At 44.9% G+C, this 26,963-nt stretch carries 18 protein-coding genes and 1 pseudogene; 13 read left to right on the top strand and 6 right to left on the bottom strand.

What is annotated here, in order from left to right; translation table 11 throughout:
* Window positions 1-65 precede the first annotated feature (65 nt).
* Window positions 66-6,563, top strand: a complete 6,498-nt coding sequence (locus CFE23_RS07380) for an MG2 domain-containing protein (RefSeq protein ID WP_291086293.1) — start codon at window positions 66-68, stop codon at window positions 6,561-6,563.
* A 59-nt stretch (window positions 6,564-6,622) separates the two neighbouring features.
* A complete protein-coding gene (locus tag CFE23_RS07375; protein WP_291086291.1) occupies window positions 6,623-8,404 on the top strand; it encodes a T9SS type A sorting domain-containing protein in 1,782 nt (593 codons plus the stop codon).
* A gap of 291 nt (window positions 8,405-8,695) precedes the next feature.
* On the opposite strand, the gene CFE23_RS07370 is transcribed toward CFE23_RS07375, so the two are convergent.
* The 6 genes and pseudogenes from CFE23_RS07370 to hpt form a co-directional block, all read right to left on the bottom strand.
* Window positions 8,696-10,840: a S46 family peptidase gene (locus CFE23_RS07370; RefSeq protein WP_291086289.1), complete on the bottom strand. Its 2,145-nt coding sequence runs from the start codon at window positions 10,838-10,840 to the stop codon at window positions 8,696-8,698.
* Window positions 10,841-10,953: 113 nt separating this feature from the next.
* Entirely contained in the window at window positions 10,954-11,955 is a 1,002-nt protein-coding gene (gene obgE / locus CFE23_RS07365) for a GTPase ObgE (RefSeq protein ID WP_291086287.1), read from the bottom strand.
* 2 nt (window positions 11,956-11,957) lie between these two features.
* Window positions 11,958-12,361 (bottom strand): annotated as a pseudogene (locus CFE23_RS07360) (four helix bundle protein).
* Window positions 12,362-12,442: 81 nt separating this feature from the next.
* Window positions 12,443-13,720 (bottom strand): hemolysin family protein, encoded by a 1,278-nt coding sequence (locus CFE23_RS07355; protein WP_291086285.1) that lies wholly within the window; start codon window positions 13,718-13,720, stop codon window positions 12,443-12,445.
* Between the two features lie 28 nt (window positions 13,721-13,748).
* The gene (locus CFE23_RS07350) at window positions 13,749-14,321 is read right to left on the bottom strand and encodes an adenylate kinase (RefSeq protein ID WP_291086283.1); all 573 of its coding nucleotides are present in this window, start codon (window positions 14,319-14,321) and stop codon (window positions 13,749-13,751) included.
* Window positions 14,322-14,372: 51 nt separating this feature from the next.
* Window positions 14,373-14,903 (bottom strand): hypoxanthine phosphoribosyltransferase, encoded by a 531-nt coding sequence (hpt, locus tag CFE23_RS07345; RefSeq protein WP_291086281.1) that lies wholly within the window; start codon window positions 14,901-14,903, stop codon window positions 14,373-14,375.
* 484 nt (window positions 14,904-15,387) lie between these two features.
* On the opposite strand from hpt, the gene CFE23_RS07340 reads away from it, so the two are divergent.
* The 11 genes from CFE23_RS07340 to CFE23_RS07290 all read left to right on the top strand — a co-directional run bounded on the left by CFE23_RS07340 (window position 15,388) and on the right by CFE23_RS07290 (window position 26,921).
* Window positions 15,388-16,656, top strand: a complete 1,269-nt coding sequence (locus CFE23_RS07340; RefSeq protein ID WP_291086279.1) for a sorbosone dehydrogenase family protein — start codon at window positions 15,388-15,390, stop codon at window positions 16,654-16,656.
* Window positions 16,657-16,659: 3 nt separating this feature from the next.
* Window positions 16,660-18,732 carry a TonB-dependent receptor gene (locus tag CFE23_RS07335; RefSeq protein WP_291086276.1) on the top strand — a complete coding sequence of 691 codons (2,073 nt, stop codon included), beginning with the start codon at window positions 16,660-16,662 and terminating at the stop codon, window positions 18,730-18,732.
* 80 nt (window positions 18,733-18,812) lie between these two features.
* The gene (locus CFE23_RS07330; protein WP_291086274.1) at window positions 18,813-19,247 is read left to right on the top strand and encodes a response regulator; all 435 of its coding nucleotides are present in this window, start codon (window positions 18,813-18,815) and stop codon (window positions 19,245-19,247) included.
* Window positions 19,248-19,255: 8 nt separating this feature from the next.
* On the top strand, window positions 19,256-19,873 hold the full coding sequence (locus tag CFE23_RS07325) for a biliverdin-producing heme oxygenase (protein WP_291086272.1): 618 nt from the start codon (window positions 19,256-19,258) through the stop codon (window positions 19,871-19,873).
* Window positions 19,863-22,127, top strand: a complete 2,265-nt coding sequence (locus CFE23_RS07320; protein ID WP_291086270.1) for an ATP-binding protein — start codon at window positions 19,863-19,865, stop codon at window positions 22,125-22,127. Before CFE23_RS07325 ends, CFE23_RS07320 begins: the two co-directional genes overlap by 11 nt.
* Complete coding sequence (locus CFE23_RS07315; RefSeq protein WP_291086268.1) at window positions 22,120-22,659, top strand: hypothetical protein; 540 nt, start codon at window positions 22,120-22,122, stop codon at window positions 22,657-22,659. Before CFE23_RS07320 ends, CFE23_RS07315 begins: the two co-directional genes overlap by 8 nt.
* Before the next feature lie 42 nt (window positions 22,660-22,701).
* Window positions 22,702-23,913 (top strand): cation:dicarboxylase symporter family transporter, encoded by a 1,212-nt coding sequence (locus CFE23_RS07310; RefSeq protein WP_291086266.1) that lies wholly within the window; start codon window positions 22,702-22,704, stop codon window positions 23,911-23,913.
* A 230-nt stretch (window positions 23,914-24,143) separates the two neighbouring features.
* Window positions 24,144-24,530 carry a DUF5675 family protein gene (locus CFE23_RS07305; RefSeq protein ID WP_291086264.1) on the top strand — a complete coding sequence of 129 codons (387 nt, stop codon included), beginning with the start codon at window positions 24,144-24,146 and terminating at the stop codon, window positions 24,528-24,530.
* A 79-nt stretch (window positions 24,531-24,609) separates the two neighbouring features.
* Complete coding sequence (locus CFE23_RS07300) at window positions 24,610-24,804, top strand: hypothetical protein (RefSeq protein ID WP_291086262.1); 195 nt, start codon at window positions 24,610-24,612, stop codon at window positions 24,802-24,804.
* 249 nt (window positions 24,805-25,053) lie between these two features.
* Window positions 25,054-26,415, top strand: a complete 1,362-nt coding sequence (locus CFE23_RS07295) for a pyridoxal-phosphate dependent enzyme (RefSeq protein WP_291086260.1) — start codon at window positions 25,054-25,056, stop codon at window positions 26,413-26,415.
* Window positions 26,416-26,432: 17 nt separating this feature from the next.
* Entirely contained in the window at window positions 26,433-26,921 is a 489-nt protein-coding gene (locus CFE23_RS07290; protein WP_291086258.1) for a 3'-5' exonuclease, read from the top strand.
* The last annotated feature ends 42 nt before the right edge of the window (window positions 26,922-26,963 follow it).

Here is a 26,963-nt window from a genome sequence, read left to right as displayed (position 1 = left end):
TAAAAATTTTGCAATTTGGAGATTTCCCAGCCTTCTTACTCCAAAAAGCATCAATAACCAAAAACATGAAAAAACTACTTCTCATATTATTTTTCATTTATTCAGCTTCATCATTTTCACAGCATTTCAATGATGATTGGGAAAAAGTCGTCTTACTGGAAGAACAGGAAAAAATTAAGTCGGCTTCAGAAATTGTCGACAGGATTTACGCGAAAGCGAAATCAAGAAAAGACGAACCGCAAATCATCAAATGCTTTTTCTATCAGTCAAAATACATGCTGAAACTCGAAGAAGAGGGCCAGTCAAAGATACTGGCATCGCTTCGCAGGAATATTGACATCGTCTCCATTCCGTCAAAATCACTACTGGAAATGGTGTACGCAAAATGCCTCGACAAATACCTGCAAAAAAACAGTTACAAACTCTATTCCCGCAAAACTCCCGCAGATTCTAACGGAAATTTCCTGACTTGGAACCACGCTGAATTTACAAAGGAAATAGAACTCGCTTACGAAAAATCCGTCGCAGATAAGGAGGTTTTAGAGAAAACGTCATTGCTGGCATACGAACCGGTATTTGACTTCCTTAGACCTGAAAAATTCAAAAAGGAAAATCTATACGATTACCTGCTGAAGGAGTACATCGACTATCTCTCAAAGCAACTCTTTTTAAATGACTACAACAGGTTGAAATTTGATTACAGCTTGTTTTTTTCAGATTCCGCCAGATTCCTTACTGCTGATTTTTCAATTTTACAGAACGGGCAACTTCCAACAATCATCAAATGCCTCAAAGAGCTTGAAGCAAATGACGCTTCCGCAGAAAGACAACTGTACCGCATTGTCTTTTTCGGCATCCATGCCTCCCGCGACGAAAGTTACCTAAACGCCTTGGAACGCATCGGAAAAATGAATACTGACATGGCCTTAGCGCAGGAAATCTTACTATCGAAAGCGCTTTATTTTCAGGAAAAAGCATCAAAGCAGGAAACAGCAGATTATCTGGTGCGATCGGTAAACATCTGCGACAGTATTATGGCTATGAAAAACAGGCCGAATGCTTACCGTTCCGCTTTGGTCTTAAAAATGAGGATTCAGTCAAAAACACTGAGTGCAGACCTGGAAAAATACACGTATCCAAACCAAAACGCCCGTGCTTTTATCAATTACAAGAATGTGAATCGTGTTTCGGTGTCGTATTATTCCATCAGTAATGCCTTTGCAAATAAATTCATGTATGAAAAAAATAAGGATAGTATTGTCGGGAAAATCAGGGAAACAAAGCCCGTGGCAAGTCAGGAGTATAACCTCATCAACAAGAATGATTATTTGAATTATACTACGGAACTGCTGCTGCCAAAAATCGGAAAAGGCAATTACCTGGTCTATTTTGAAAGCGACGGAAACGAGGATAATAACAATGCATTCGCTGCCGAAATCATTGCTGTCACCGATTTCAGCGTGGCCCACAACAGGACAATTGACGAAGATATTTATCAGGTAAAGGACCGCAGGACAGGATTCCCGATACCGAATGTAGTGGTTAAAAAGGATTCCACTACCGTAAAAACGGATCGCAATGGCTATGTATTTGTAAAAAGGAACAAGAACACCGCAGACCAGATTACGCTTTCAAAGGATGGGGACACCCTTTCTTTTTCTGCTTATAACCGGTACGGTTATGAAACCTATGATAAGTATAAAAACAATAGAGACGATAAGGACGACGAAGATTATGAATTCGAAACGGAATTAAACATTTATCTGGATCGCGCTATTTATCGCCCGGGGCAGACCGTATATTATAAAGCGATTGCAATATCGCGTCTGGGAAATGAGACCAGCGTGGTATCCCACACTAAATTTGCAGTAACCATTACAGATGCACAGGGTAATGAACTGAAGAAATATGACATCCGTACGAATGAATTCGGGTCTTTTTCAGGAGAATTTACAATCCCTGAAAACACTTTGACAGGGGAATTTGAAATCGCTGTAGATGAGCCGGAAGATTATGAGGATGACCCAGTTTACAATAAAAGAAAAGACGAGCATCCTTTTTGGGATTATGCCGATTTTAATGGCAGAGAAATTAGTTTTGTTGTAGAAGAATACAAAAGACCACGATTTGAAGCGTATTTTGAGCCTGCAAAAGGGCACGTCGGACTCTATCAGAATATTACTGCCGAAGGCGTCTGCAAAGCATTTGATGGAAGCACAATGGCCGGCGCAACAGTGAAGTACACTATTGCATGGGATAGCTACGGCAGTAAAGAAACCGCGGACCAGATTGAAGGCACCGTTAAAACCGATTCTGCGGGGAAATTTAAGATTGATTTTACAACCAACCCGCCTGCTGATTTTGACGAAAACAATGAACTTACCTATGAAATAAAAGCCGACATCACTGATCTGAATGGTGAAACACACACTGCAGAAACCATAATCCGGGCAGCGAAAAAGACATTGCGGATCCAAACCCAGATTCCGGGTGTTGTGATGACAGAAGATAAAAATTTCGTAACCATCCGCACCAACAGCCTGAATGGCCAATTTATTCCGGCAGACGGCACCCTTGAAGTTTTCTTTTTAAAACCCGATAACCAGAAATTTAAGAAAAGAACTTTTCCGATGCCCGATTTACCTGGATTTACAAGCGATGAATTTGAAAAAATATTCCCTTACGAAGACAATTCAGATGATAAAAAAGGCGTTGAAAATAGTGAAGGAACGCTTGTGTATTCCAGAAAAGTCAATACTGCTGAAGAAACCAAAATCGCAACCGACTTCATGTCCAGTTTTAACCCGGGCAAGTACAGATTGGTGTTTTCTGCCGAAGATGCCGGTAAAAACCTGATCAAAGGCACTTCTCATTTCATCCTGAAACGCAGTAACCAGCCGTTCGATCCTTCGCAATTAATTACAGTTAAGCAGATTAATGCAAATGCCAGACAGGATGGTCATGTCATGTTAAAGATCACATCAGCCACGCCGGAACTTTTCGCCAATATTTCCGGGTTTTATAATGGTGACAGGTATTTCCAGAAGGACATTATGATTCATAAGAATGAAGCGGTAATAAAAATCCCGGTCAATGATGAATTTCGCGAAAATATAGTATTCTCTTTTGAAAGCACTTATGAAAACCAGGCTTTTAATTTTGAAAAAGAGATACTCCTGCCCGATGAAAAGCCTACGGTAAAATTCGGGGTGGAAAGTTTCCGTTCTAAAATACAGCCGGGTAGTATTGAAAATTGGTCATTTGCAATACAGACGGAAAAAACATCAAACAAAATGGAAGTGCTGGCTTCGATGTATGACCGTTCACTCGACGAATTCGTACAACGCGAGTGGCAGGATTTCTACTTTGAAAGAAACAGGAATTACGCCTCCAAAAGTAATCCTGTTGGGTTTCAACAAATCAATCTAAACATCAAAAACCTGAATACGTTAATACCCCAAATGGATTTCAAACAGGAGAACACGCAACTGATCTGGTTTGGTTTTGACTTTAATGATGCACGGCCAAACCTTACCGTTTATAAAGAGCAGATTACCAAAAAAGCTAAAAAACCGGCAAATGCAGCATTAATACACGGCATAGTTTCTAATGACAACATGCCCTTACCCGGCGTATCTGTAATTGTGAAGGGAACCATCCGCGGTACAGAAACTGATATTGACGGCTATTATGAGATTGAGGCGGCACCGGGGGAATCACTGGAATTTCATTATGTAACACTGATAACCGAAACTGTGCCTGTAAACGCTCTTGAAATAGATGTAGCAATGAGAGAAGATGATAGGGCACTGGAAGTTGTTACAATCAATACAGGATATAAGACTTTTACGAAGAGGGATAATCCTTCAGCGATTTCCTCAATAACAATAACTGATATAGAGGAGCGTGCCAATGCTTCCATACTACAAAACCTTCAAGGACGGGTTGCAGGTTTGAGTATTGCAACAGGAAGCGGACAGGTTGGATCTGACAGTACGATCATTCTTCGTGGGGTCGGCTCTGTCAACGGTAATATTGAACCGTTATTCGTTGTTGACGGGGTTCCGGTTGATGAAGGTGCTTTCAGGAGCATAAACCAGAATGACATTGCAAACATTAGTTTTTTAAAGGATGCATCAGCCACAGCAATCTATGGGAACAGGGGAGGCAATGGTGTCATTGTCATCACCACGAAAAACGCGGCTTTGCAGAATGAAATCGCCAGAAGGGCTTTGTCTCAGGTTAAAACCCGGAAAAACTTCAATGAGACTGCCTTCTTTTTCCCAAAAATAAGAACGGATAAAAACGGACGCCTGAGCCTTAATTTTACCTCTCCCGAAGCACTAACGGAATGGCGTTTCAGGATGCTGGCACACAATATGGACGGCGTTGTCAGTCAGTTCGAAGATTTGGTCACCACCCAGAAAGACCTGATGATTACACCAAACTTTCCCCGGTTTTTCCGTGAAAAGGACACTATCGAAATTTCCGCTAAAATTGCCAACCTCAGCAGTACATCGAAATCCGGCATGGCAGTATTGATGCTTTTTGATGCCAATACGATGCAACCCATCGACACGATTGCGATGAATACTGAGGATACACGCAATTTTACCGTGAATCCAATGGGGACAACCTCAGTAAGCTGGAAGATTTCAATTCCAGAAGGACTGCAGGGAGTCCAATATAAGGTACTTGCAAAAGCCGGCGACTTTTCTGACGGCGAGGAAAACATCATCCCTGTCCTGAGTAATTCCATATTGGTAACAGAATCACTGCCACTATGGGTAAGGGAAAACTCAAAGAAGACGTATGTGTTGAACAACCTGAAAAACAATACCTCAACTACGCTTCGCAACCACAATCTTACGCTCGAATACACCTCAAATCCGGCCTGGATAGCCATACAATCGTTGCCCTACCTGATGGAATATGAGCATGAATGTGCAGAACAGACCTTTTCGAGGTTTTATGCCAATGCGATTGCCACGAAAATTATTTCAGACAATCCAAAGATTTCGTCCGTATTTAAAGAATGGAAAGAAAAAGGGAAAGGACTATCAGAACTGGAACAAAATGAAACACTGAAATCCATCGCACTGGCAGAAACACCGTGGGTTGCTGATGCCAAAACCGAAGAGGAGCAGAAAAAAAGGCTTTCGTTACTTTTTGACCTGAATAAACTCAGTGGTTCCCAAGCTGAAACTGCACAAAAACTCTCAGAAAAACAAAAACCATCAGGTGCTTTCGGTTGGTTTGACGGCAGCCCCGAAAGCCCTTACATTACCCGCCATATCCTTGGCGGACTGGGACACCTTAAGCAATTGGGAATCCAAAATCCGGTGACAGACAAAATCATCCTGAATGCTGTCGCGTATACTGACGGTGAATTCATGAAAGAAATAGCAAACTCCAAATCCAAAACAGGCATTCGGTATAACAACTCTTATAATGGGCTGCACTATCTATATATGCGCAGCTTTTTCCTTAAGGATCATCCGTTGACACAGCAGCTGGAAAAAGAAATTGCCATTCAGCTCAAAACAATAAACCAAAACTGCCTTCAATATTCATTATACGAAAAAGGCCTGGCGGCGTTGGTATTGTACCGATTCAATGATAAAGCGGGTGCCGATAAAATCCTGACCTCACTTAAGGAAACTTCGTCCAACAATACAGACTGGGGCATGTACTGGATTGAAAACAAAGCCGGCTGGTATTGGTATCAGGCTCCGATTGAAACGCAGGCACTGCTTATTGAAGCCTTTACCGAAGTGGATAACGACACCAAATCTGCAGATGCGATGAAAGTATGGCTGCTCAAGAACAAGCAACGTAAAAACTGGCCTTCGACCAAATCAACGACGGAAGCTATTTATGCACTTTTGATGCACGGCAGTGACTGGCTCGACATTAAAGACAATACTGTTTTTAACATCGGGGATGAAAAGATTTTTACAAAAAAGCTTTCGGAAAATGAAAAAGAAGCGGAAACCGGGTACATAAAAATCAATTGGAAGCCCGAAGAAATCAATAGTGATGTGGCAACATTATCGGTAGAAAACAAGTCGAAAGTTCCTGGTTATGGTGGTTTTTACTGGCAGTATTTTGAAGATATTGACCAAATCAAAGCAAGTGATTCCCCGCTTTCGGTAGCCAAAACAATGTACCTGAAGCAAAATGGAAAAGAGCTTCAGAAAATAACGCCCGAAACCGCGCTCAGGGTTGGAGATTTAGTGACGATACGACTTGTTGTTAAAGCAAATGAGGATGTTGAGTATATTCACCTAAAAGATCTTCGTGCCTCCTGTTTTGAGCCAGTTGATGTGCTTTCAGGCTACCATTGGAACGATGGATTGGGTTATTACCAAAGCACAAAGGATGCTGCCACGCACTTCTTCTTCGACAGTATCAGCAAAGGAATTTATACGCTTGAGTATGATGTCAGGATCAATAATACCGGCGACTTTTCCGCAGGCTTCGCAAATATAGAGAGCATGTATGCGCCTGAATTTGCCGGACATTCAAAAGGGAGCAGGTTGCGCATTTCGGATAAAAAATAAAGCAGCAGCCTGCTCACCGTCAGGTGGTTATTTGCATATATTTGCGGGAAACTATTGGCATGATTAAAAAATACTTGTTCGGAATCGCGTTTGTCGCGTTCAGTAATTTTGCGCTCTCCCAGCAATCACCGTTGGTTCACGGCAGCATCAATGCGCCCGCATACGTTTGCGACCCCGGCGCCTGTGTTACCCTTACCGCGGCGTTGGAGCATTCGAGACAGACCACAGATTATACCGTGAACCCGATTGTTTACCAAAGCCTTTTTCCTTACACCGGCGGCATCGTAATTCCCCCAGTGGACGACGATGTTTTCGGGCCTGCCTTTGCTTTGCCTTTTAACTTTTGCTTTTACGGAAATACCTATTCAAGCATTTATATTGGCACCAATGGCGTCATTTCATTTTCGGCGCCTACCCAGGGTGTTTTTTGCCCCTGGCAGTTCTCTGGCCCGATTCCAAACGAATCCTTCCCAATAAAAAATGCCATTTACGGCGTTTATCAGGATACCGATATCCAGGTGGTTGGTGACGACTTGGGCGCTGTGATTAATCCTTCATTACAGAATGTCAATTATTATGCCGGTGGCGAAGCCCCAAATCGGTATATCGTTATCAATTTCAACGAATTGCCTTCTTATTATTGTGGCGCAGCAAACCTTCAGACAAGCCAGGTCATATTGTATGAATCATCAAATATCATTGATGTTTATATAAAAAACCGAACCAGTTGTGGTGGGTGGAATAATGGGGTCGGTGTAATCGGCATCCAAAATGAAGCCGGTACACTCGCTACCGTGCCTGCCAACCGCAACACCGGAAACTGGGATACCGCTAACGAAGCATGGCGTTTTCTTCCAAATGGGGACCCAACAACCGCCATGACATACCAATGGTCAAAAAATGGCGTGTATATTCCTAACGAGGTTACCAATACCATTACCATATGTGACGATGTTCCGGGAGTATACGACGTGTCTATTTCATTTATAGACTGCGGCGGTACCGAAAAAACGGTATCAGCAATGGCTACTGTCGAGAGCGGCATGATGGATTTCAACGATCCTCCGGACCTGTCCGTTTGTGCTGACCAGGATACTGCGGTCTTTGACCTTACATCGAACATCCCATTGATGCTGAACGCAGTAAATCCGGACGATTATGAAGTGCTATTCTACCATAGTTTAATGGATGCATTGAACTACGCTCCGAACAATATCCCTCAAGCTGACGCAATGTCTTATGTGGGAATGGACGGAGAAGAAATTTATATAAGGATTACGAACCTTGCGTCTGCGTTTGATTGTCCGGCGGTTGAATCATTTGCACTAAACATTGAACCTTTTGCTGTAACGCCGGATGGCGCAAGCGATCAGGATTTTGTTGCAGGGGAAACGCTTGCAGACCTTGAGGTCGCCGGCGACAATATCACCTGGTGGGATGCACCCGAAGCCGGGAATGAATTGCCTGAAACGACACCAATGGTAGATGGTACAACCTATTATGCAGAGGCCACCAATGAAAATGGCTGTTCCAATGCTGAAAACAGGATGGCTGCACAAAGGCTTGCAGTGACTGTGACACAGGTTACACTGGGCACTGCGGAATGGTCAAAAACCGCATTGACAGTAGCACCGAATCCTGTTAAGGACGTTTTAAGCGTTAATTCGGCGCAGACCATCACTTCGTTGTCTGTTTATAATTTAATTGGACAGCGCGTCTTAAATTCGTTTCCAGGCACGTTGCAAGCGCAAATAAACCTCTCAGGATTTCCTGCAGGAACTTATTTGATGAAAGTACAGTCAGGAAACAAGGTCAAAACGGTGAAGCTGGTAAAGAAATAGTCTGAAGATCGGAAGTTCATGAGATCGGCAGATTATCCTCGTCCAAAATACAAAAAACCGTCCTGTGAAGGGCGGTTTTCATTTTTTCTGCGATTGCGACAGGTTCCGAAGCGTCGGAAGAAGCGGCATCCTTTTTCAGCGGTCCTTCGCCCCACGTTACCGACAAAACGCAAATGCTAAAAAAGATACAGCGGACAACCCGGCCGTTCGCCCGGAAAATCCTGATCATAAAAAAACCGCTCCATTAGTGAAGCGGTTTAAATCTTGATTCTTGTCTCTTGAATCTATTTTCTATTTCACAATCGTCATCTCATCCACGATGTTCTTTGCACCGGCATATTTGTCGATGATCCAAAGCACGTAACGGATGTCTACGTTGATGGTCCTTTGCAATTTAGGGTCAAAGATTACGTCTCCGGCCATCGCTTCAATATTCCCATCAAATGCGATCCCGATCAGTTCCCCTTTGCCGTTCAATACTGGCGAACCTGAGTTTCCTCCGGTAATATCATTGTCTGTCAGGAAGTTAACCGGCATGTAGCCCGCTTTGTCCGCATATTGTCCAAAATCCTTATTCTTGTTCAATTCCATCAGCCTGGCAGGCAGGTCAAATTCTTCGTCACCTGCTTTGTATTTCTTAATCATACCTTCCATAGTGGTATAATTGTTGATTTTGGCGTCGTTGCGTTTGTCAGCAGGAAGTGAACGTACCTTTCCGTAAGTCAGCCTCAACGTGGAATTCGCATCCGGATACTTGATAGGTGCCATTTTCGATACGCGCAGCCCGTCTACAAGGTTGCGGAACGCAGCACCATAATCGTTTTGGGCTTTTGCGATCTCATCTGATTTAGAAGTAAGGTGTGCCAGTAAATCCGTTGAAAGCGCGTATAACGGATCTCCAGTCACCATGCCTGCGCTCGGTACTTCGAGAAATGCTTTCATTCTCTCTTTGGACGAGAACATGCTTAATTCAAATGCACTGGTCACGTAAGTAGAAAAGTCATTGTTATTGGCTTTGCCTAGTTTATCTACCATTGGAGCCAGTTTGTAACCAGTTGCTTTGGTAGCATACAAATGCAATTGTGCAGCAAGGATATCTCTTTCTGCCGGAATATACACTTCTTTGAAAAACTCATCGATCGCCATGGCAAGATCTGGTTTTTGCAGGTCACGCTCTTCCTGAGCCGCGCTTGCGTAATCCAGCAAGGCTTTACCTAATGAACGCGAAATGGTACCATAAGAACTTGTACGAAGCAATTGCTGCAGGTAGTTATCATGGCGTGATTTCTCATTGGTCATGCCATAAAACTTGTTGATGTTGGCAATCGCATTTCCATATTTCGCTTTGTTTTCGGACTTGTTGGCCCATTTGTCAAACTTGGCTTCCTGTGCGGCCTTTGTTTTAGCGGTTCCAAATTTCGAAAGGGCATCAATCATACCCTGGCGGTTTTTCCAGTAATTTGCCGTTGAGGCATATTTAGAGGCATACATCAGGCGGATGCCCGCATCCTGATCCATGTATTTCTTCATTTGATCCATTCCTGTTTTAGCACCTTCAACCCATGCAGGGTAAGCAAATTTCACATTCTGCTCAATACCGCCTGCAGGCATCCAACGGTTTGTCCTTCCCGGATAGCCGAGGATCATGGCAAAATCATTTTCTTTAACGCCCTTTAAACTTACCGGCAGGTAGTGTTTTGGTTGTAATGGCACATTGTTTTCAGAGTAATCTGCCGGATTTCCGTCTTTGTCCGCATAGACACGGAACATCGAGAAATCCCCGGTGTGTCGCGGCCATTCCCAGTTGTCTGTGTCGCCACCAAATTTCCCCACGCTTTCTGGTGGTGTACCCACCAAACGCACATCTTTGTAATCCTGGTAAACGAAATAGTAAAATTCATTCCCCTGAAAGAATGAGCGCACCGACACGGTGTATTTTCCGCCTTCATTGTTTTCCTTTTCGATTAATGCCGTTTCTGCGGCGATGGCTTTGTCACGCTCTGCTTCTGTCATCTTATCGTTTAACTTGGCAAGGATTCTTTTGGAAACATCATCCATACGCACAAAGAAACGCACAAACAAGGAGCTTGGTTTCATTTCTTGTTTACGGCTTTTCGCCCAAAATCCATTCTTCAGGTAATTCTGCTCTGCGGTCGAAAGCTCTGCGATGGCATCGTAACCACAGTGGTGGTTTGTCAGTACGAGGCCGTCCTTAGAGACAATCTCAGCAGTACAGCCTCCGTTAAACTGTACGATGGCATCTTTTAAGCTGTGGTGGTTGATGCTGTAAATTTCGTCAGCGGTAAGCTGAAGACCCATTTTCTCCATGTCGCGGTGGTTGAGGCGTTCGATGAACATCAGGAACCACATTCCTTCATCAGCGCGCATCGGGAATGCCGAAAGGCCCAACAGCAGGAATAAAATAATTTTTTTCATTCTAAAAAATTTTGAAAAGTTAGTGACTAGTAGTCTTGGTTAGTTTGTAATTGTTACAACGTTTGCGAAGATAATATAAAGTTTGAAACTCAAAGAACACCCCCCTGTGTAAATTACTGATTCAGCATCTGCCACAATTTGTCTTTTAACTCCACCAATCCCTGTTGGGCAACAGATGAAATCAGCATGTAAGGGGTACTTCCGAAGTCCTTATCCAGCTGTACTTTCAACTCCGCTTTCAATTCATCATCGAGCATGTCACATTTGGAAATAACGACAATGCGTTCCTTGTCGAGCATTTCAGGATTGTATTTGGTGAGTTCGTTTACAAGGATGTCATATTCCGCCTTAATATCCGGCGTATCAACCGGAACCAGAAACAGCAGTGTGGAGTTTCGCTCAATATGCCTTAGGAAATAATGCCCTAGTCCTTTTCCTTCCGCCGCACCTTCAATGATTCCCGGGATATCGGCGATGACAAAAGACTGAAAATCGCGGTACGCTACAATCCCAAGATTTGGCTTTAAAGTGGTAAAAGGGTAATCTGCAATCTTTGGTTTGGCCGATGTCAATACGGATAATAAGGTAGATTTTCCGGCATTGGGAAATCCTACCAGTCCCACATCCGCAAGTACTTTCAATTCGAGTACGATATCGGCTTCCACCGATGGCAATCCTGGCTGTGCGTAACGCGGTGTCTGGTTTGTGGAACTCCGGAAATGCCAGTTTCCCAAGCCGCCTTTTCCACCCTGGGCCACAATTTTTTTCTCGCCGTCTTCGGTGATTTCAAAAAGGATCTCATTGCTGTCCTTATCACGCACCACTGTTCCCAGCGGCACTTCAATATACTTGTCTTCGCCATCGGCGCCGGTACTTCTGTCACTACCGCCATCGCCACCGTGCCCCGCTTTGATGTGCCGGGCAAACTTCAGGTGAAACAACGTCCAAAGGCCTTTATTCCCAACCAGGTAAACGTGGCCGCCACGGCCGCCGTCTCCCCCATCAGGACCGCCTTTTTCAATAAATTTCTCGCGATGTAAGTGCGTTGATCCTTTGCCTCCCTTTCCGGAAGAAACATATATTTTTACGTAATCTACAAAATTTCCCTCTGTCATTTTCAGTTTTCAGTCTCAGTCTCAGTTTTCAGTTTAGTGACCATGCCACATCCGAACTTTTGAGGATTCGAAACCATATAATTAATTAATTTTCCTATTTCTATATTCTTTTGTGATAGTGAACCATACGAACCTTCACTGATATAACCACAACTTAGCGCAAATTCAAGCCAAACATTAGTCTCAGAGTTTTCAGCATCACTGTCGGTTAGTTTACTGATGAAATGATTCGGGTAAATCCTCTTCCGGTATGCTTCCGCAATGTTAGCACAAACACTTCTTGAAGATCTCCGAACCTGGTCCGTAGTGAATATTGCTCTTCTTTTGGAAACATCTTAGAAATCTCAAAGATTTCCATCGCCAGTTCAAACGATTTCTGATAGGCATATAAATTTCTGAAGTCCATTGTATATTGTCATTTTGGCGTATATTTATCTTCCGTAATATTTTTCTGCGACTGCGACTGCGACTGCGACTGCGACTGCGACTACTTCTCGTTCCTTGCTTTCACCAGCACCTTATCAATCTTCACGCCATCCATATCGACCACTTCGAGCTCATAACCATGCCAAACGAGTTTTTCGCCTTCTTTTGGAATATAAGACAATTCGGTCATGATTAACCCGCTGACGGTATTCACTTCATAATCGTTTGTAAGCTCATCCAACTCAAAATAGGTCAGGAAATCGTGCAACGGGTAATGCCCATCCACGAGCCATGTGCCATCTTCGCGCGCCACGAGCTTGAAATCATCTTTATAAAAATCCGACGCATCGCCAACAAGCGCTTCCAAAATATCATTCAGCGTGATGATTCCCTGGAAAACGCCATATTCGTCTGCCACAAATGCATAATGGATTCCGCTCTTCTTGAAATTCTCCAGTGCCTTGTAGGCCGTAGTCTGTTCCATGATGTACGGCGGATCGGTCATAATCCGCGCCAGGTCAAAACTCTCTTCCTCAAAATGCGCGAAGATATTTTTCAGGTTCACCACCCCGATGATGTCATCATGATTGTCGCCATATACGGGATAAATCGAATGCAGCTCCTTCAACATCAGTTCCTTTACTTTCTGCCTGTCAGATGATGCGGGCAGAAACACCACGGATTTACGGTGTGTCATCAATGAGTTTACCTTGCGGTCCCCGATATGGAAGACGCGTTCCATGATGTCATGCTCGATTTCCTGTACTTCGCCGCCTTCGGTGCCTTCTTTAATAATCGCTTTAATCTCTTCTTCTGTGACTTTACCATCCGTAGATGGCTTGATCATCAGTATTTTCAGCAATGCTTCTGTCGAAATCGTCAACAGCCATATAAACGGTGCCGTAATAATCGAAATGTACTTCATCGGCAGCGCTACCGATTTTGCAATCTTTTCCGGATAATTCAATCCAATGCGTTTGGGCAGCAACTCCCCTAAAACGAGCGAGAAGAACGTCAGCACCACTACGACTACACCCACTGCAATGGAATCAGCATAAGGTTTCAGCATGGGAAAACCCTGGAAAAATATACGGACATCGGACGTGATTTTATCGCCGGAAAAAATACCGGTAAGTATCCCGATGAGGGTAATCCCGATTTGTACGGTGGAAAGAAATTTATTGGGTGAATTGGCTAAATCCAACGCGGCTTTTGCACTTGGATTGCCCTTTTTTGCAGCATTTTCAAGCCTGCTTTTCCGTGCGGAGATCAGGGCGATCTCTGACATGGAAAACACGCCATTTAAAATGATCAGAAAAAATATAATTGCTATTTCCATAAGTTGCTACGGCCACAGCCATGTTGTTTTATAAACTGTCGATTACGCTGCTTAAGCGATCCGTGATTTCCGCGATAGAACCTATCCCGTTCACCGGATGAAACTTTCCGTGGGCTTTGTAATAATCAATCAGCGGTGCAGTCTCATTGCTGTATACCGCATAACGGTTCCTGATGGCACTTTCATCCATATCATCAGGCCTGCCTGAGGTTTTCCCGCGCTCCAGAATACGCTGCACCAGCACCTCATCGTCTGCTTCGAGGGCTACTGTGGCAGTTGTCGACCAACCTTTTGATTCCAGGAATTTTTCCAAAGCATCCGCCTGCGCTACATTCCTTGGAAATCCATCAAAAAGGAAACCTTTTGTTTCAGGGTGTTTGTTCACTTCGTCTTCCAGCATTTTAATGGTAACGGCATCAGGCACCAAGGCGCCACGATCAATATAGGATTTGGCTTCGAGTCCAAGCGCAGTATTGTTTTTGATATTATAGCGAAATAAGTCCCCTGTCGAAATGTGCGTCAGACTGTATTTTTCCTTTAAGAATTCTGCCTGCGTCCCTTTGCCGGCTCCCGGTTTTCCGAATAAAACGATGTTGATCATGATAAGCTTAGAAATAGTATTGAGAATTGAGAAATCAGTAATAAAAAAAATTTAACCTTTCAGTTGATAAACCTCCGGCAGGTTGCGGCCCAAACCATCATAGTCGAGTCCGAAGCCCACGATGAACTTATTCGGGATGCGGATTCCGACATAATCAATCTTAATGTCTTTTTTATACGCTTCAGTCTTCAGGAAAAGCGTAGCAATCTTAAAATGCGCTACGTTTTGCTGTTTGAAAAGTGCCTTTAATTCCACCAAAGTGTTCCCGGTGTCTACGATATCCTCGATGACTACCACGGTCCTTCCCGTTAAGTCCTGGTTCAGCCCAATCAATTGCTTGACTTCGTTCGTCGATTCAGTACCTTCATAGGAAGCCATTTTGATGAAACTTACTTCGCAGGGCGATTTGTAGTGTTTCATAAAATCAGAAACTACCATAAATGCGCCATTGAGCACACCAAAAAATATAGGGGTTTCTTCTGCAAAATCAGCTTCTACCTGAGCCGCCATCGAAGCAATGGCAAAGTCAATTTCTTCTGCTGAAATGAACGGTTCGAATTGTTTATCGTGGAGTTGTAACACTTTTTTCGGTTTTGAAATAAGTGGCAAATATACTTATTTCCATTGGAAGTTGGGAAATTCAATTGCAAGACTGTTAAAGAAATACCCGGAAATTGAAAATCGATTTGCATCATTCCGGTTTGGAAATTTACTTTTTTTTAAGAAATTGTGTTAAAAATGATGTCCCAAATAGTACCCGCCGCAGTTCGCTTCGTATTTGATTCATGTTTCGTTCGTATGCGTTCTAACGAGGCAAAAACAAGCATTTTTCGTTCTCGAAGGAAACTCGAACGAAACTAGAACGAAACTAGAACAAAACCAGAACGAGTCATCTTTGAGTAAAATACCGTATTCGACATCCCGGAAATGTCGTCCCGGCCTCCACCCAAATGTTAAAATTGCTTCACCCGAATTTGTTAAATAACCCTTAATTTTCCAGACCCAACTTTCGTACGGTTTTTTTATTTGCTAAATTGTTCTGTCTTAAACACAAACACACACTAAAATGAAAACGACAACGCTTATGCCATTCGCCGCTTTACTCGTGCTTTCCTGCAACGGCCAGGTTAAGAAAGAGGAAAAGGAAGCATTGGAAAAACAGCCTGCCAATGTGGTACACACCGCCATTGGCGATATCACATTACCGCCCCCTTATGCCACAGCTTCCAAAGCAACCCGGAATACCATGATCGATTGGCCCTTAGGCCAGACGCCCGTAGCACCGGAAGGATTCACGGTAACAAAATTTGCAGACAACCTAAACAATCCACGCAATACCTACATCGGCCCAAATAACGATGTGTTTGTGGCTGAAAGTGGCACACGGACCAGCGTGGACAGGATTACCGTATTCCGGGACAAGGACAATGACGGAAAGTTTGAAACCCGGGAAGTCTTTCTGGAAGGACTGAACCGTCCGTACGGCATGCTGATCCTGAAAGATTATTTCTATGTCGCCAATACTGACGGCTTATACCGCTATCCGTATCCGTCAGGGACACTGAAACTCAACACAAAATCAGAGAAGATTGTAGACCTGCCGGCCGGCGGCTACAACAACCACTGGACGCGCAACCTCATCGCAAATCCTGAAGGCACTAAGATATACATCTCCGTCGGCTCCGGCAGCAATGTGGCAGAGCACGGCATTGAAGTAGAGTCACGGCGCGCCAACATCCTGGAAGTCAATCCCGACGGCAGCGGTGAACGGGTGTATGCAGCCGGCCTGCGAAATCCTGTCGGGATGGACTGGAATCCCGTCAACAAAGAACTGTGGACTGCCGTAAACGAGCGCGATGAGCTTGGCGATGACCTCGTCCCTGACTATGTAACAAGCGTAAAAGAAAATGGATTTTATGGATGGCCTTACACTTATTTTGGCGACATTCCGGATCCACGCATGAAAGGAAAAAAATCAGGCCGGTCTGAAAAAACCCTGGTGCCTGACGTACCAGTTGGTGCACATACCGCTACACTCGGCCTTGCTTTTTACAACAAATCCAATTTCCCGGCCAAATACCGCAATGGGATTTTTGCGGGACAGCACGGATCATGGAACCGCTCAAAAATTGTGGGGTACAAAGTGATTTTCATCCCTTTCAGCAATGGAAAACCCTCCGGACCACCGCAGGATTTCCTGACTGGTTTCATTGCCAATCCCGAAAAAACCGAAGTGTATGGAAGGCCAGTCGACGTGACGGTTATGGCGGACGGCTCGCTGTTGGTAAACGATGATTCCGGAAATAAGATCTGGAGGGTCAGTGCCAATAAATAACCAATGCCAAAATTCCTTTTGCCGCTACTGCTGCTGTTTTCATGGCCCGTCCTCGCACAGCCACGTGCGGATAGCATCCGTACCGCAACCACGGGCAAAGATCTTGACGAAGTGATCATTGCGTCGTTCCTCGTCAACGACAGCATTAAAAATCTTCCTGCTGCCATTGGCGTGATTACCGAACGACAATTGCTTGCCAACAACGGCGTGGAACTGGCTTCATCGATAAACAGAATCCCCGGCGTTTACATGCAGTCAGGTGGATACAATACCAACCGCATTGCCATCCGTGGTATCGGTTCGAGGACACCCTATGGCACCAACAAGGTGAGGGCGTTCTATGGCAATATTCCGCTTACCTCCGGCGATAGCGAGACGACCGTGGAAGACCTGGATTTGCAGGCAATGGGGCAAGTAGAGATCATCAAAGTGCCGCAGTCGGCGGTGTATGGCGCTGGGCTGGGTGGCGCGATACGCATCACGCCCCGAGCGGCCGCAAACGAAGTATCGTCAAATACCACCGTTGGCTCCTACGGATTGCTAAAAAGTACATTAAGTGCGGGAGTAAACAAAAAGAACTCAGCTTTTAATGTTAGCTATCACCACCTCGAATCGGCAGGATGGCGCGAAAACAGTGCTTATAAACGAAATGGGATTACCGTCTCAGGCACCGTTTTTAAACGGGTGAGAAGCAAACTCGAATTCATCGGAAATTACACCCATTTAAAAGCGTTTATCCCGAGTTCGATTGACAAGCCTACGTTCGAAAACAGTCCGGAATCCGCTGCACCAACCTGGAAGGCATCAAAAGGATTTGAAGCTTATGATGCCTATTTAAGCGGACTATCCTATGCCTATGAATTTTCCAATAGGATAACATTCAGCACATCGGTCTACCTGACGCACAAGGAAAGCAATGAGCCAAGGCCATTCGACATTTTACAGGAAAATACCACCGGATTTGGCATGCGTACGCAGTTTTCCGGACGGCTCGGAAAAAATGCGCAATCAGACTTTATCGCAGGAATAGAACTCTTCAGGGACAACTTTAAGGCACGTACCTTTGAAAACTTATACCGGCAGAATAATGGACAGGGCAGCCTCGAGGGATTCCTGCTGACTGATGCGCAGCAAAACAGGGCGTTTTATAACGCATTTGCACAGGTGAGAGTCCCCATTTACAACAAACTATCGCTTCATGCCGGAGTAAATGTCAACAATACCAATGTCAGCCTTTCGGACAATTTTCCTGAGCGGCGGCAGCAGGCCTATGGGTATCGGCCGGTGTGGTCACCACAATTGTCACTGCTTTTTCATCCGGGTAAGAACCAGTCGGTATACGCTTCAGTCAGCCATGGCTTTTCGCTGCCGTCAACATCGGAATCGTTGTTATCCGATGGGAGCATCAACAGCAACATCAAGCCTGAAACCGGTTACCAGTTTGAATTGGGCTACAAAGCGTGGTTCCTGGATAACCGGCTGCACGTCGAAACTGCGGTATACGCACTGCGGATCATAAACCTGCTGATCGCGGAGCGCATCGGCGACGACCAATACCTCGGGGTGAATGCAGGCAGGACTTCTCATGACGGCATTGAGCTGCTTGCCGACTATTACGTCGCGCTGTGGCATGGCTTTTCACTGAGCCCGTACCTATCTGCATCTGTCGGAAAATATGAGTTCCGGGAATTCAGTTACAATGGCAGCAACTACGCCGGCAAAAAGCTTACCGGAGTACCTGCGAACAATGCAGCGGCAGGCATTACTATATCAGCTCCATGGTCGGTTTATGGTTCAATATCATGGCGGTACACGGACGGAATACCATTGAACGACGCGAATACAGAAAAAACGGGTGCTTACGCCTTAACAGATGTCAAACTGGGTTATAAGCATACCTTTAACGGCCACTTTGAAGCACAGGCGGCTTTTGGCATCAACAATATATTTAACACGAAATACGCGGCCATGATCTTGCCAAATGCAATGGGTTTCGGCACCAATTTGCCGCGGTTTTATTACCCCGGCCTGCCTCTGAATTATTATTCGGGTTTTTCTTTCAAATACATTTTTTAGCATTTTTTTAAGCTATTTCGCCAGTTTTTCTGGGCTAAAGTCCTTAAATTTGGAATTGACCCAATGTAAATTTTGATGCTATGAACGAGTCCCTCACGATATTTTATACCGACGATGATCAGGAAGATCTGGAATTTTTCAAGGAAGTGGTCGGTTCATTTGGACGTCACATAGAGGTCGTTACACAAAACAAACCGGCACAGCTTTTACACGCGCTGAAAAACCCTCCGCCATCGCCACAGATCATATTCCTAGACGTCAATATGCCATTGATCAACGGGTTTGACTTGTTACAACAGATCCGCGCCCATGCAGAATTCAGTGACATTCCTGTTGTAATGTTCTCTACTTCAAGGGACGAGCACAATATCGCGAAAAGCCGCAGCCTTGGGGCAAATTATTACCTTCCTAAACTGGAATCGTTTGACGCGTTTAAAAAATCTATTGACCACACGCTGAAAATCAACTGGAGCACGTTTAGCCCGACGGCAGCTGATTTTGCTTACCGAAATTAAATCTACATATGAATACCGATATTACCAATGTACAGGAACTCACCTGCTCAGACTTATTCCTGAACAAATTGCGCCAAAGTACTGCCGATTCACATAAAAAACTCGAGTCGCTCCCAGTATCAAGGTCGATCACCTCGCCACAAATTACAAAATCAGATTACACATTTTACCTAAGCCTGATGGGCGACGTCGTTAATGATATGGAAACACATATTTTCCCGTTGCTGAAACCGTTGTTGCCAGACATTGATGAACGCCGCAAGACCTCATGGATTGTCGATGACCTAAGTGTTCTGGAATACCGTAAAAACCCATATAGCCCTGTTTTTAAGAATCCTGCGGTTTCAGTTCCTTTTGCCTTGGGAATGATGTACGTTGTGGAAGGGTCTGTCCTCGGCGGACGCTTTATTTTGCAGAATATCCAGGCTTCCTTGGGATTTAATGAAGAAGGGGCCCGCTATTTTACAGGTTACGGCAATAAAACCGGTAGTTACTGGAAAAAGTTCCTTAAGGCATTCGCCGATTATGCCATCATTAACAACGCAGAAGAAGAGATGGTCGCCGGAGCGAATTTTGCGTTTGAACAGATTTACAAACACCTTAACCAGGCCGCAAATGAAAATTAAAGATATTGTCAACCGCGATATTGTCAACCTTACCAATTGCGAGCATGAACCCATACACATTCCCGGAAGCATTCAGCCGCATGGATTTCTGCTCGCCATCGGCCAGGAAGATTTCAACATCCATTACTGCAGCGGGAACACATCTGATTTTATAGGATTTTCATTTGAGCAGCTGCTTGGGAAATCATTTACCGAAGCGTTCGGAAATGAAAATGCCGCCTTGCTGGAACAGTATGTCGGGGTCCTAAAAAAAGGCCCTGATTCGCCGTTAAAACTCAATCTAAACGGATGTAGCCTTCAATGCATGCTGCATCAAAGTGAGGGACAATATGTGCTTGAAGCCGAACCGGACGTGGCAGGATCGATTGACGTGGTAGACGTGTACGAGCAAACCGCGCAGTTCCTGTCCTACATGAACAATACAACAACCCTGAAAGAACTGTGTGATCTTGTTGCCAAAGGAACGCGGGACATTACAGGTTATGACCGCGTAATGGTGTACCGGTTTGATAAGGAATACAATGGCGAAGTGTTTGCCGAATCCTGCGCCGATAACATTGAGCCGTTCCTCGGGCTGCATTACCCACACACCGATATTCCGGCGCAGGCCAGGGCGTTGTATATGAAAAACCTGTTGCGCATGATTGCGGACATTCATTACAAACCCGTACCCATTTATACGATTGACGATGCTCCCAACAAAAATCTTGACCTAAGTCTTTCCATCCTGCGCAGTACCTCACCGATTCATGTGGAATACCTGCAGAATATGGGCGTCGGGGCGACAATGACCATATCACTGATTCACCGTGGCAGGCTTTGGGGATTGATTGCATGCCACCATTATTCCCCAAAAAACCTGACGCCGGAAGTCCGGCTCGCAGCGCAATTGCAGGGGCAGTTCATCACCTCGCAGATTGATGTCAGGCAATCCAACGAAGAATATGATGTGGCACGGAAAAGCAATATCGCGCTTGAAAAAATCAATGCTTTTGAATTGCCTCCTATCGCCGAATCGTTTAAAATCATCAGCGTGAGCCCTGAGCTGCTGAAACTTTGCAATGCTGCTGGGGTATCACTGATGGTGAGCGGAAAAATCTACAAAACCGGGCTGGCCCCTTCAGACGAGAATATCAAAGCATTCTCAGACTGGTTGATGGCTTACAGCAACGATTCCACTTTCCATACTGACAAGCTGATTAATTTTGTTCCGGACATGAAAGAAATATGCGAAAATATCTCCGGCATTATTTACCATTCCCTCGGCAATGGCAACAGCATTATCTGGTACCGCCCCGAAACCTTAACCGAAGTGAACTGGGCAGGAAATCCTGACAAAGCGATTGTCAAGGACAGCAACGGGCTGCATCCGCGTAATTCGTTTAACCTGTGGAAACAAATTATCAAATGCCGCAGCAAGGAATGGCTGCAGCCTGAATTAAATGCCGCGGCCAATTATGCCCATATCCTGCAAAAACAAATCAGCATGCAGTTGTTAAGCCAGGAACAGGAAAAATACAGGAAGCTGAACGAAACACTTACCGAGACCAATGCGGAGCTTGAAAACATCAACTGGATCAGCACTCATGATTTGCAGGAGCCACTTCGGAAAATACAGCTGATATCATCCAAGATGATGTACAAAGGCACAGACTTTACTGATGAGACGATTGAGTCACTTAAGCGCATGAACACGTCTGCCAATCGCATGCAGACGCTGTTGGTAGACATCCTGAAATACACCCGCATTAAATATTCGGAAGAAGCATTCGAAACCATAAACCTGTCCGGGATCCTGAATGAAATCCTTGAGGAGATCCATGAAATCTTACAGGAAAAAAATGGAATTGTCCATGCGTCCCCGCTTCCTACTGTGCGTGGCATTCCATTTCTTGTTAAACAACTATTTTCGAACATCATTTTAAATTCGCTGAAGTACGCAGCTGCAGAAAGAAGCCCCGTAATTACTATTTCGGCGCAGGAAATACAGATAACGAACCTGTATTCTAAAAACAAACCAGCCTATGCGATCCGCTTTGAAGACAATGGCATTGGATTTGAACAGCAGTACGCCGACTCGATTTTTAATATATTCACACGGCTTCATGGCAACACAGAATACAATGGATCCGGCGTAGGACTCGCGCTTTGTAAAAAAATCATGCAGACACATGGCGGGTCGATCAGTGCGGTCGGTGTACCCGGAAAAGGGAGTACCTTTACACTTTACTTTCCAGTAAACAGCCATGAATAACGCGTTTTACGATCGCATCAGCCGAAGCACCGCCCACCGCAACAGCCGGGAGGACAATGCGCACTACATTCTTGAAAATCCGGACAAGCTTCCAGCGCTGTTTCAGATTGCCGTGACAGTAAATGATAAAAACCATCATAAAGCCTGCTGGATCCTCGAGCTCATCTTCGAGACCAACATTCAGCTGTCGGGGCCATTTCTTGACCCTTTCTGCACGGCATTACCGCACTGGAAAGTAGATGGCGCGGTGCGCTCCGCATCAAAAATCTGTATGATGCTTTCCCAACAGCACAGCCGGCAGCAATTCCTTTCGCAGAAACAGGTTGCGAAGCTTTCTGAAAGTTGTTTTGACTGGCTGATCAGCGACGTAAAAGTAGCTCCTAAAGCCTACGCTATGCGGGCACTTTTCGAATTGGGAAAATCAGAACGCTGGATTTACCCGGAGCTGAAGATCATACTGTCTGAAGATTTCACCAAACATTCGGCAGCCTATAAAGGCGCTGCGAAAGATATCCTGAGAAAAATCGGCTAAGTACTAAAAATTGTATTTTAGCGTCAGGATAATACCACAGCCGTGCCTTCAAAAACAAACCACATTATTAGTCGCCTCTTTACAAACCTCACATTTTGGGTACTGCTTGCCATCCTTTCCGGTGCTGCACTAGGGCACTTCTATCCTGAAACCGGCAGGAATATGGAGGATGTCAGTAAAGGTTTTATCTTTTTGGTAAAGCTTTTTATCGCTCCCATCATTTTCCTGACGATTGTACTTGGAATCAGCGGCATGGGCGATTTACGCAAAGTGGGACGCATTGGATTGAAAGCACTGGTTTATTTTGAAATTGTAACAACATTCGCGTTGGGCATCGGGATTCTGGCAGCGGTCATTATCAAACCCGGCAGTATTGACCGCAGCGGACTGAAGACCGATGATGTGGCGATTTATGCTGAAAAAGCGCGGGAGGTATTTGATTGGTGGACGTTTTTTAAATCAAATTTTACACTGCAGGCGTTGGTATTGGCCATCGCATTTGGCATTTGCCTGAATTACTTCAGAAACAGGGAACAGGTCGTCGCGGTGCTGTATCGCGGTTCCAGGTTCACTTTTAAACTATTGAAAATCGTGATGTATCTCGCGCCCGTTGGGGCTTTCGGAGGTATGGCATTTACTGTAGGGAAATTTGGACTGGGTTCGTTGCTGCCTTTGGGAAAACTGATGCTGACGATGTACGTCACCATGGCGATTTTCATTTTTATGGTTCTCGGCGCGATCCTCCGGTATTACAAACTCAGCATCTTCAATTTACTCAAGTCGCTAAAACCCGAGCTGCTCATCGTGCTTGGAACCTCGTCATCAGAGCCTGCGTTACCCAGCCTGATGGAGAAACTGGAGCGCATGGGCTGCAGCAAACCCGTTGTCGGACTTGTCGTCCCGACTGGCTATTCCTTTAACCTCGACGGCACTTCGATCTACCTTTCCATGAGCATCATCTTTCTCGCACAACTGTACGATGTAACACTTTCATTGCCGGAAATCATGACGATCATCGGACTGCTGATGGTGACTTCAAAAGGTGCTGCCGGGGTAACCGGAAGCGGATTCGTGATTCTGGCTTCGACGATGACGGCACTGCACAACATACCTATTGAAGGGCTGGGATTTATCATCGGCATTGACAAATTCATGAGTGAAGCCCGCGCGATAACGAATCTGATAGGCAATGCCGTGGCCACAATAGTTATCTCCAAAAATGAAGGCGACTTTGCAGACCCTGCCCAACTTTGACACCCGGTTAGCTGTTATTAGGCTTCCTAAACGCCATTCACACGGTACCCAAAACAATGAATCCTGGAGCTTTTTTTAAAGTGGTGCAGACTGAAGTAATGTCCGGCAATGCAGTAATTTTCGCGAAACACATCTTGATTAAAAATACCCGATACAGGGTATTTACTTTAAAATATAAACAATCTAATTTTACAAAATAATGATAACCAAAACTTTAAAGCAAAAAAATTATGGAATTAGTACTTACAAGAAAAATCAGATCTGCCAAGTCGACCATTGGCGAACTCACGATCGATGGAAAGTTTGAATGCTTCACGCTCGAAGACGTCGAAAGGGATGTCAAGATCCATGGCAAGACGGCCATTCCTAAAGGACGCTATGAACTGACCATTACGATGTCCAACAGATTCAAGAAAGAACTACCCCTACTAATCAACGTTCCCAATTATGAAGGCGTCCGCATCCACCCCGGAAACAAAGCGGAGGACACTGAAGGCTGTATCCTGGTCGGGAAGACCAAAACCACTGATTTTATCGGCAATAGCCGTGATGCATTTGAGGCCTTGTTTCCCAAACTCAAAAACTATCCCGGAAAAAAGTACATCACAATACAATAATCTTACAACCAAAACTCCGAAACCTGTAACAGTATTCCTGATGTAATAATGGAAATTTACACGACTAAAATCCAACATCATGAACATCAAACGAATTTTTGGATCCATCCTGACCATTTTGGGAATTATAGGGTTGATTTACGCCGCAGTAGTTTTCGCCAGCACGAGCGGTGGCGTCCGCGACATCAAAGCACTTACCATTTATGGCATTCTGGGCATCGTTTTCTTCTTCGCAGGCATTGGCCTTGTGAGGAATACAAAAGACGAAGCTTAAAAGCCACTTCTTAAAATCACGAATATCCGCAGGCAGCATTTCTCTGCCTGCTTTTTTTTTTTGGCGAATGGCCGGGCTGTTCGCCATAGCCCTCCCTCTGGCCGGGGTTGCCGCTGCCCCCGAAGTTTCGGGGCTGTCGCGGCGCCATGTCCTTAAATAATACCGCCGACATTTGCAGGCCTTTTTTTTATCGGTATATTTGTAGCCGTTTATTTTTGGCGAAAGCCGGAACAACATAAATCACACAAAATGAACTACGCAGAAAATATCCTAGGCACCATCGGAAATACACCATTGGTAAAACTCAATAAAATAACAGCTGAAGTCGACGCTTTGGTGCTGGCAAAAGTAGAGACTTTCAATCCCGGCAACTCGGTAAAAGACCGTATGGCCGTCAAAATGGTGGAAGACGCTGAAGCCGACGGAAGATTAAAGCCGGGCGGTACCATCATTGAAGGAACTTCCGGAAACACCGGAATGGGACTCGCACTGGCCGCCATCGTGAAAGGCTACAAGTTAATCTGCGTGATTACAGACAAGCAGTCAAAGGAAAAAATGGACATCCTACGGGCCGTGGGCGCTAAGGTGATCGTTTGCCCGACTGACGTGGAACCATCAGACCCAAGATCGTACTATTCCGTTTCAAAAAGGCTGGGCGAAGAAACCCCGAATTCCTGGTACGTAAACCAATATGATAATCCTTCAAATTCATTAGCGCACTATGAGTCGACAGGCCCTGAAATCTGGGAACAGACGGGCGGAAAGGTAACCCATTTCATAGTAGGCGTAGGTACCGGGGGAACAATTTCAGGTGTCGCAAAATACCTGAAAGAGAAAAATCCGGCCATCAAATGCTGGGGCATTGACACCTATGGGTCTGTATTTAAAAAATACCATGAAACAGGCATTTTTGACGAAAACGAAATCTACTCTTACATCACAGAAGGTATCGGTGAAGACATCCTTCCAAAAAATGTGGACTTCTCGCTAATCGACGGTTTCACCAAAGTAACCGACAAAGACGCAGCCGTTTACCAAAGGAAGCTGGCACTGGAAGAAGGTATTTTCGTAGGCAACTCTGCCGGATCTGCAGTCAAAGGGCTGTTGCAGCTCAAAGAACATTTTAAACCCGAAGACGTGGTTGTGGTACTTTTCCACGATTCAGGAAGCCGTTATGTCGGAAAGATGTTTAACGACGACTGGATGCGCGAACGCGGATTTCTTGATGAGGAAGTTACCAAAGCAGAAGATGTCATCAAAGACCATATCGACAAGCCGCTGGTAATCGTTCGTACAGAAGAATTGGTGTCCCATGCCATCGAACGGATGCGTAAATACAAAATCTCACAAATCCCGGTCATCGATATCAACGGATTCGCGGGTTCTGTGGATGAAACCGATTTGTTCCAAAGCTATATTGAAAACAAAGATGTTGCCGATAAGCCTATTCGGGAAGTCATGGGCAAACCCTACCCTATCGTAAAAGCGGGTACTTCCATCGAAGACGTTTCCAGGCTCATCAATAAGGACAACCAGGCTGTATTGGTCGAATTGGGGAATGGCAAGCATCATATCATTACAAAATACGACATCATCGGATCGATAAAATAGGCAAGAATACTGCATAAATGACTTTCACCGCGATCGACTTTGAGACTGCAACCGGCCATCCTGAGAGTGCCTGTGCGGTCGGCATTGTCACTGTTGATAATGGCATCATCACGGATAAATACTACACGTTAATCCAGCCGCCATTCAACGACTACTGGTACCATAATATCAAGGTTCATGGTATTTCTCCTGCCGATACGTCAAATGAAAAAACGTTTGATGGGCATTTCCCGGAAATACGAAAACGTCTTTTCGGCAGGACCATCGTCGCACACAATGAGTCGTTCGACCGCAATGTTTTAATGCGAACCATGAAACACTACGGTTTGTATTATGATGAACTTGAAATCGCAGACCGTTGGGAATGTACCTGCCGGATTTACCGGGCCAAAGGATACAAGCCGGCCAATCTTAAATACTGCAGTGAACGCAACAATATCTCCTTAAACCACCACGAAGCATTGTCGGATGCCGTAGCGTGTGCACAGCTATATCTGCTGAAATAATTTTGTCAGTATACAAAAAATTGTAATTTAGTGTTTTAAACG

Origin of the sequence: Flavobacterium sp. BFFFF1, from assembly GCF_002256285.1 — a bacterium.
Taxonomy (GTDB): domain Bacteria; phylum Bacteroidota; class Bacteroidia; order Flavobacteriales; family Flavobacteriaceae; genus Flavobacterium.
Note: the sequence above shows the minus strand (reverse complement) of the source record. Positions and strands in the feature narration are given on the sequence as shown.

Coding starts and splice junctions, on each gene's coding strand:
- CFE23_RS07380 (WP_291086293.1), top strand. CDS start 66: ATGAAAAAACTACTTCTCATATTATTTTTCATTTATTCAGCTTCATCA.
- CFE23_RS07375 (WP_291086291.1), top strand. CDS start 6,623: ATGATTAAAAAATACTTGTTCGGAATCGCGTTTGTCGCGTTCAGTAAT.
- CFE23_RS07370 (WP_291086289.1), bottom strand. CDS start 10,840: ATGAAAAAAATTATTTTATTCCTGCTGTTGGGCCTTTCGGCATTCCCG.
- obgE (WP_291086287.1), bottom strand. CDS start 11,955: ATGACAGAGGGAAATTTTGTAGATTACGTAAAAATATATGTTTCTTCC.
- CFE23_RS07355 (WP_291086285.1), bottom strand. CDS start 13,720: ATGGAAATAGCAATTATATTTTTTCTGATCATTTTAAATGGCGTGTTT.
- CFE23_RS07350 (WP_291086283.1), bottom strand. CDS start 14,321: ATGATCAACATCGTTTTATTCGGAAAACCGGGAGCCGGCAAAGGGACG.
- CFE23_RS07340 (WP_291086279.1), top strand. CDS start 15,388: ATGAAAACGACAACGCTTATGCCATTCGCCGCTTTACTCGTGCTTTCC.
- CFE23_RS07335 (WP_291086276.1), top strand. CDS start 16,660: ATGCCAAAATTCCTTTTGCCGCTACTGCTGCTGTTTTCATGGCCCGTC.
- CFE23_RS07330 (WP_291086274.1), top strand. CDS start 18,813: ATGAACGAGTCCCTCACGATATTTTATACCGACGATGATCAGGAAGAT.
- CFE23_RS07325 (WP_291086272.1), top strand. CDS start 19,256: ATGAATACCGATATTACCAATGTACAGGAACTCACCTGCTCAGACTTA.
- CFE23_RS07320 (WP_291086270.1), top strand. CDS start 19,863: ATGAAAATTAAAGATATTGTCAACCGCGATATTGTCAACCTTACCAAT.
- CFE23_RS07315 (WP_291086268.1), top strand. CDS start 22,120: ATGAATAACGCGTTTTACGATCGCATCAGCCGAAGCACCGCCCACCGC.
- CFE23_RS07305 (WP_291086264.1), top strand. CDS start 24,144: ATGGAATTAGTACTTACAAGAAAAATCAGATCTGCCAAGTCGACCATT.
- CFE23_RS07300 (WP_291086262.1), top strand. CDS start 24,610: ATGAACATCAAACGAATTTTTGGATCCATCCTGACCATTTTGGGAATT.
- CFE23_RS07295 (WP_291086260.1), top strand. CDS start 25,054: ATGAACTACGCAGAAAATATCCTAGGCACCATCGGAAATACACCATTG.
- CFE23_RS07290 (WP_291086258.1), top strand. CDS start 26,433: ATGACTTTCACCGCGATCGACTTTGAGACTGCAACCGGCCATCCTGAG.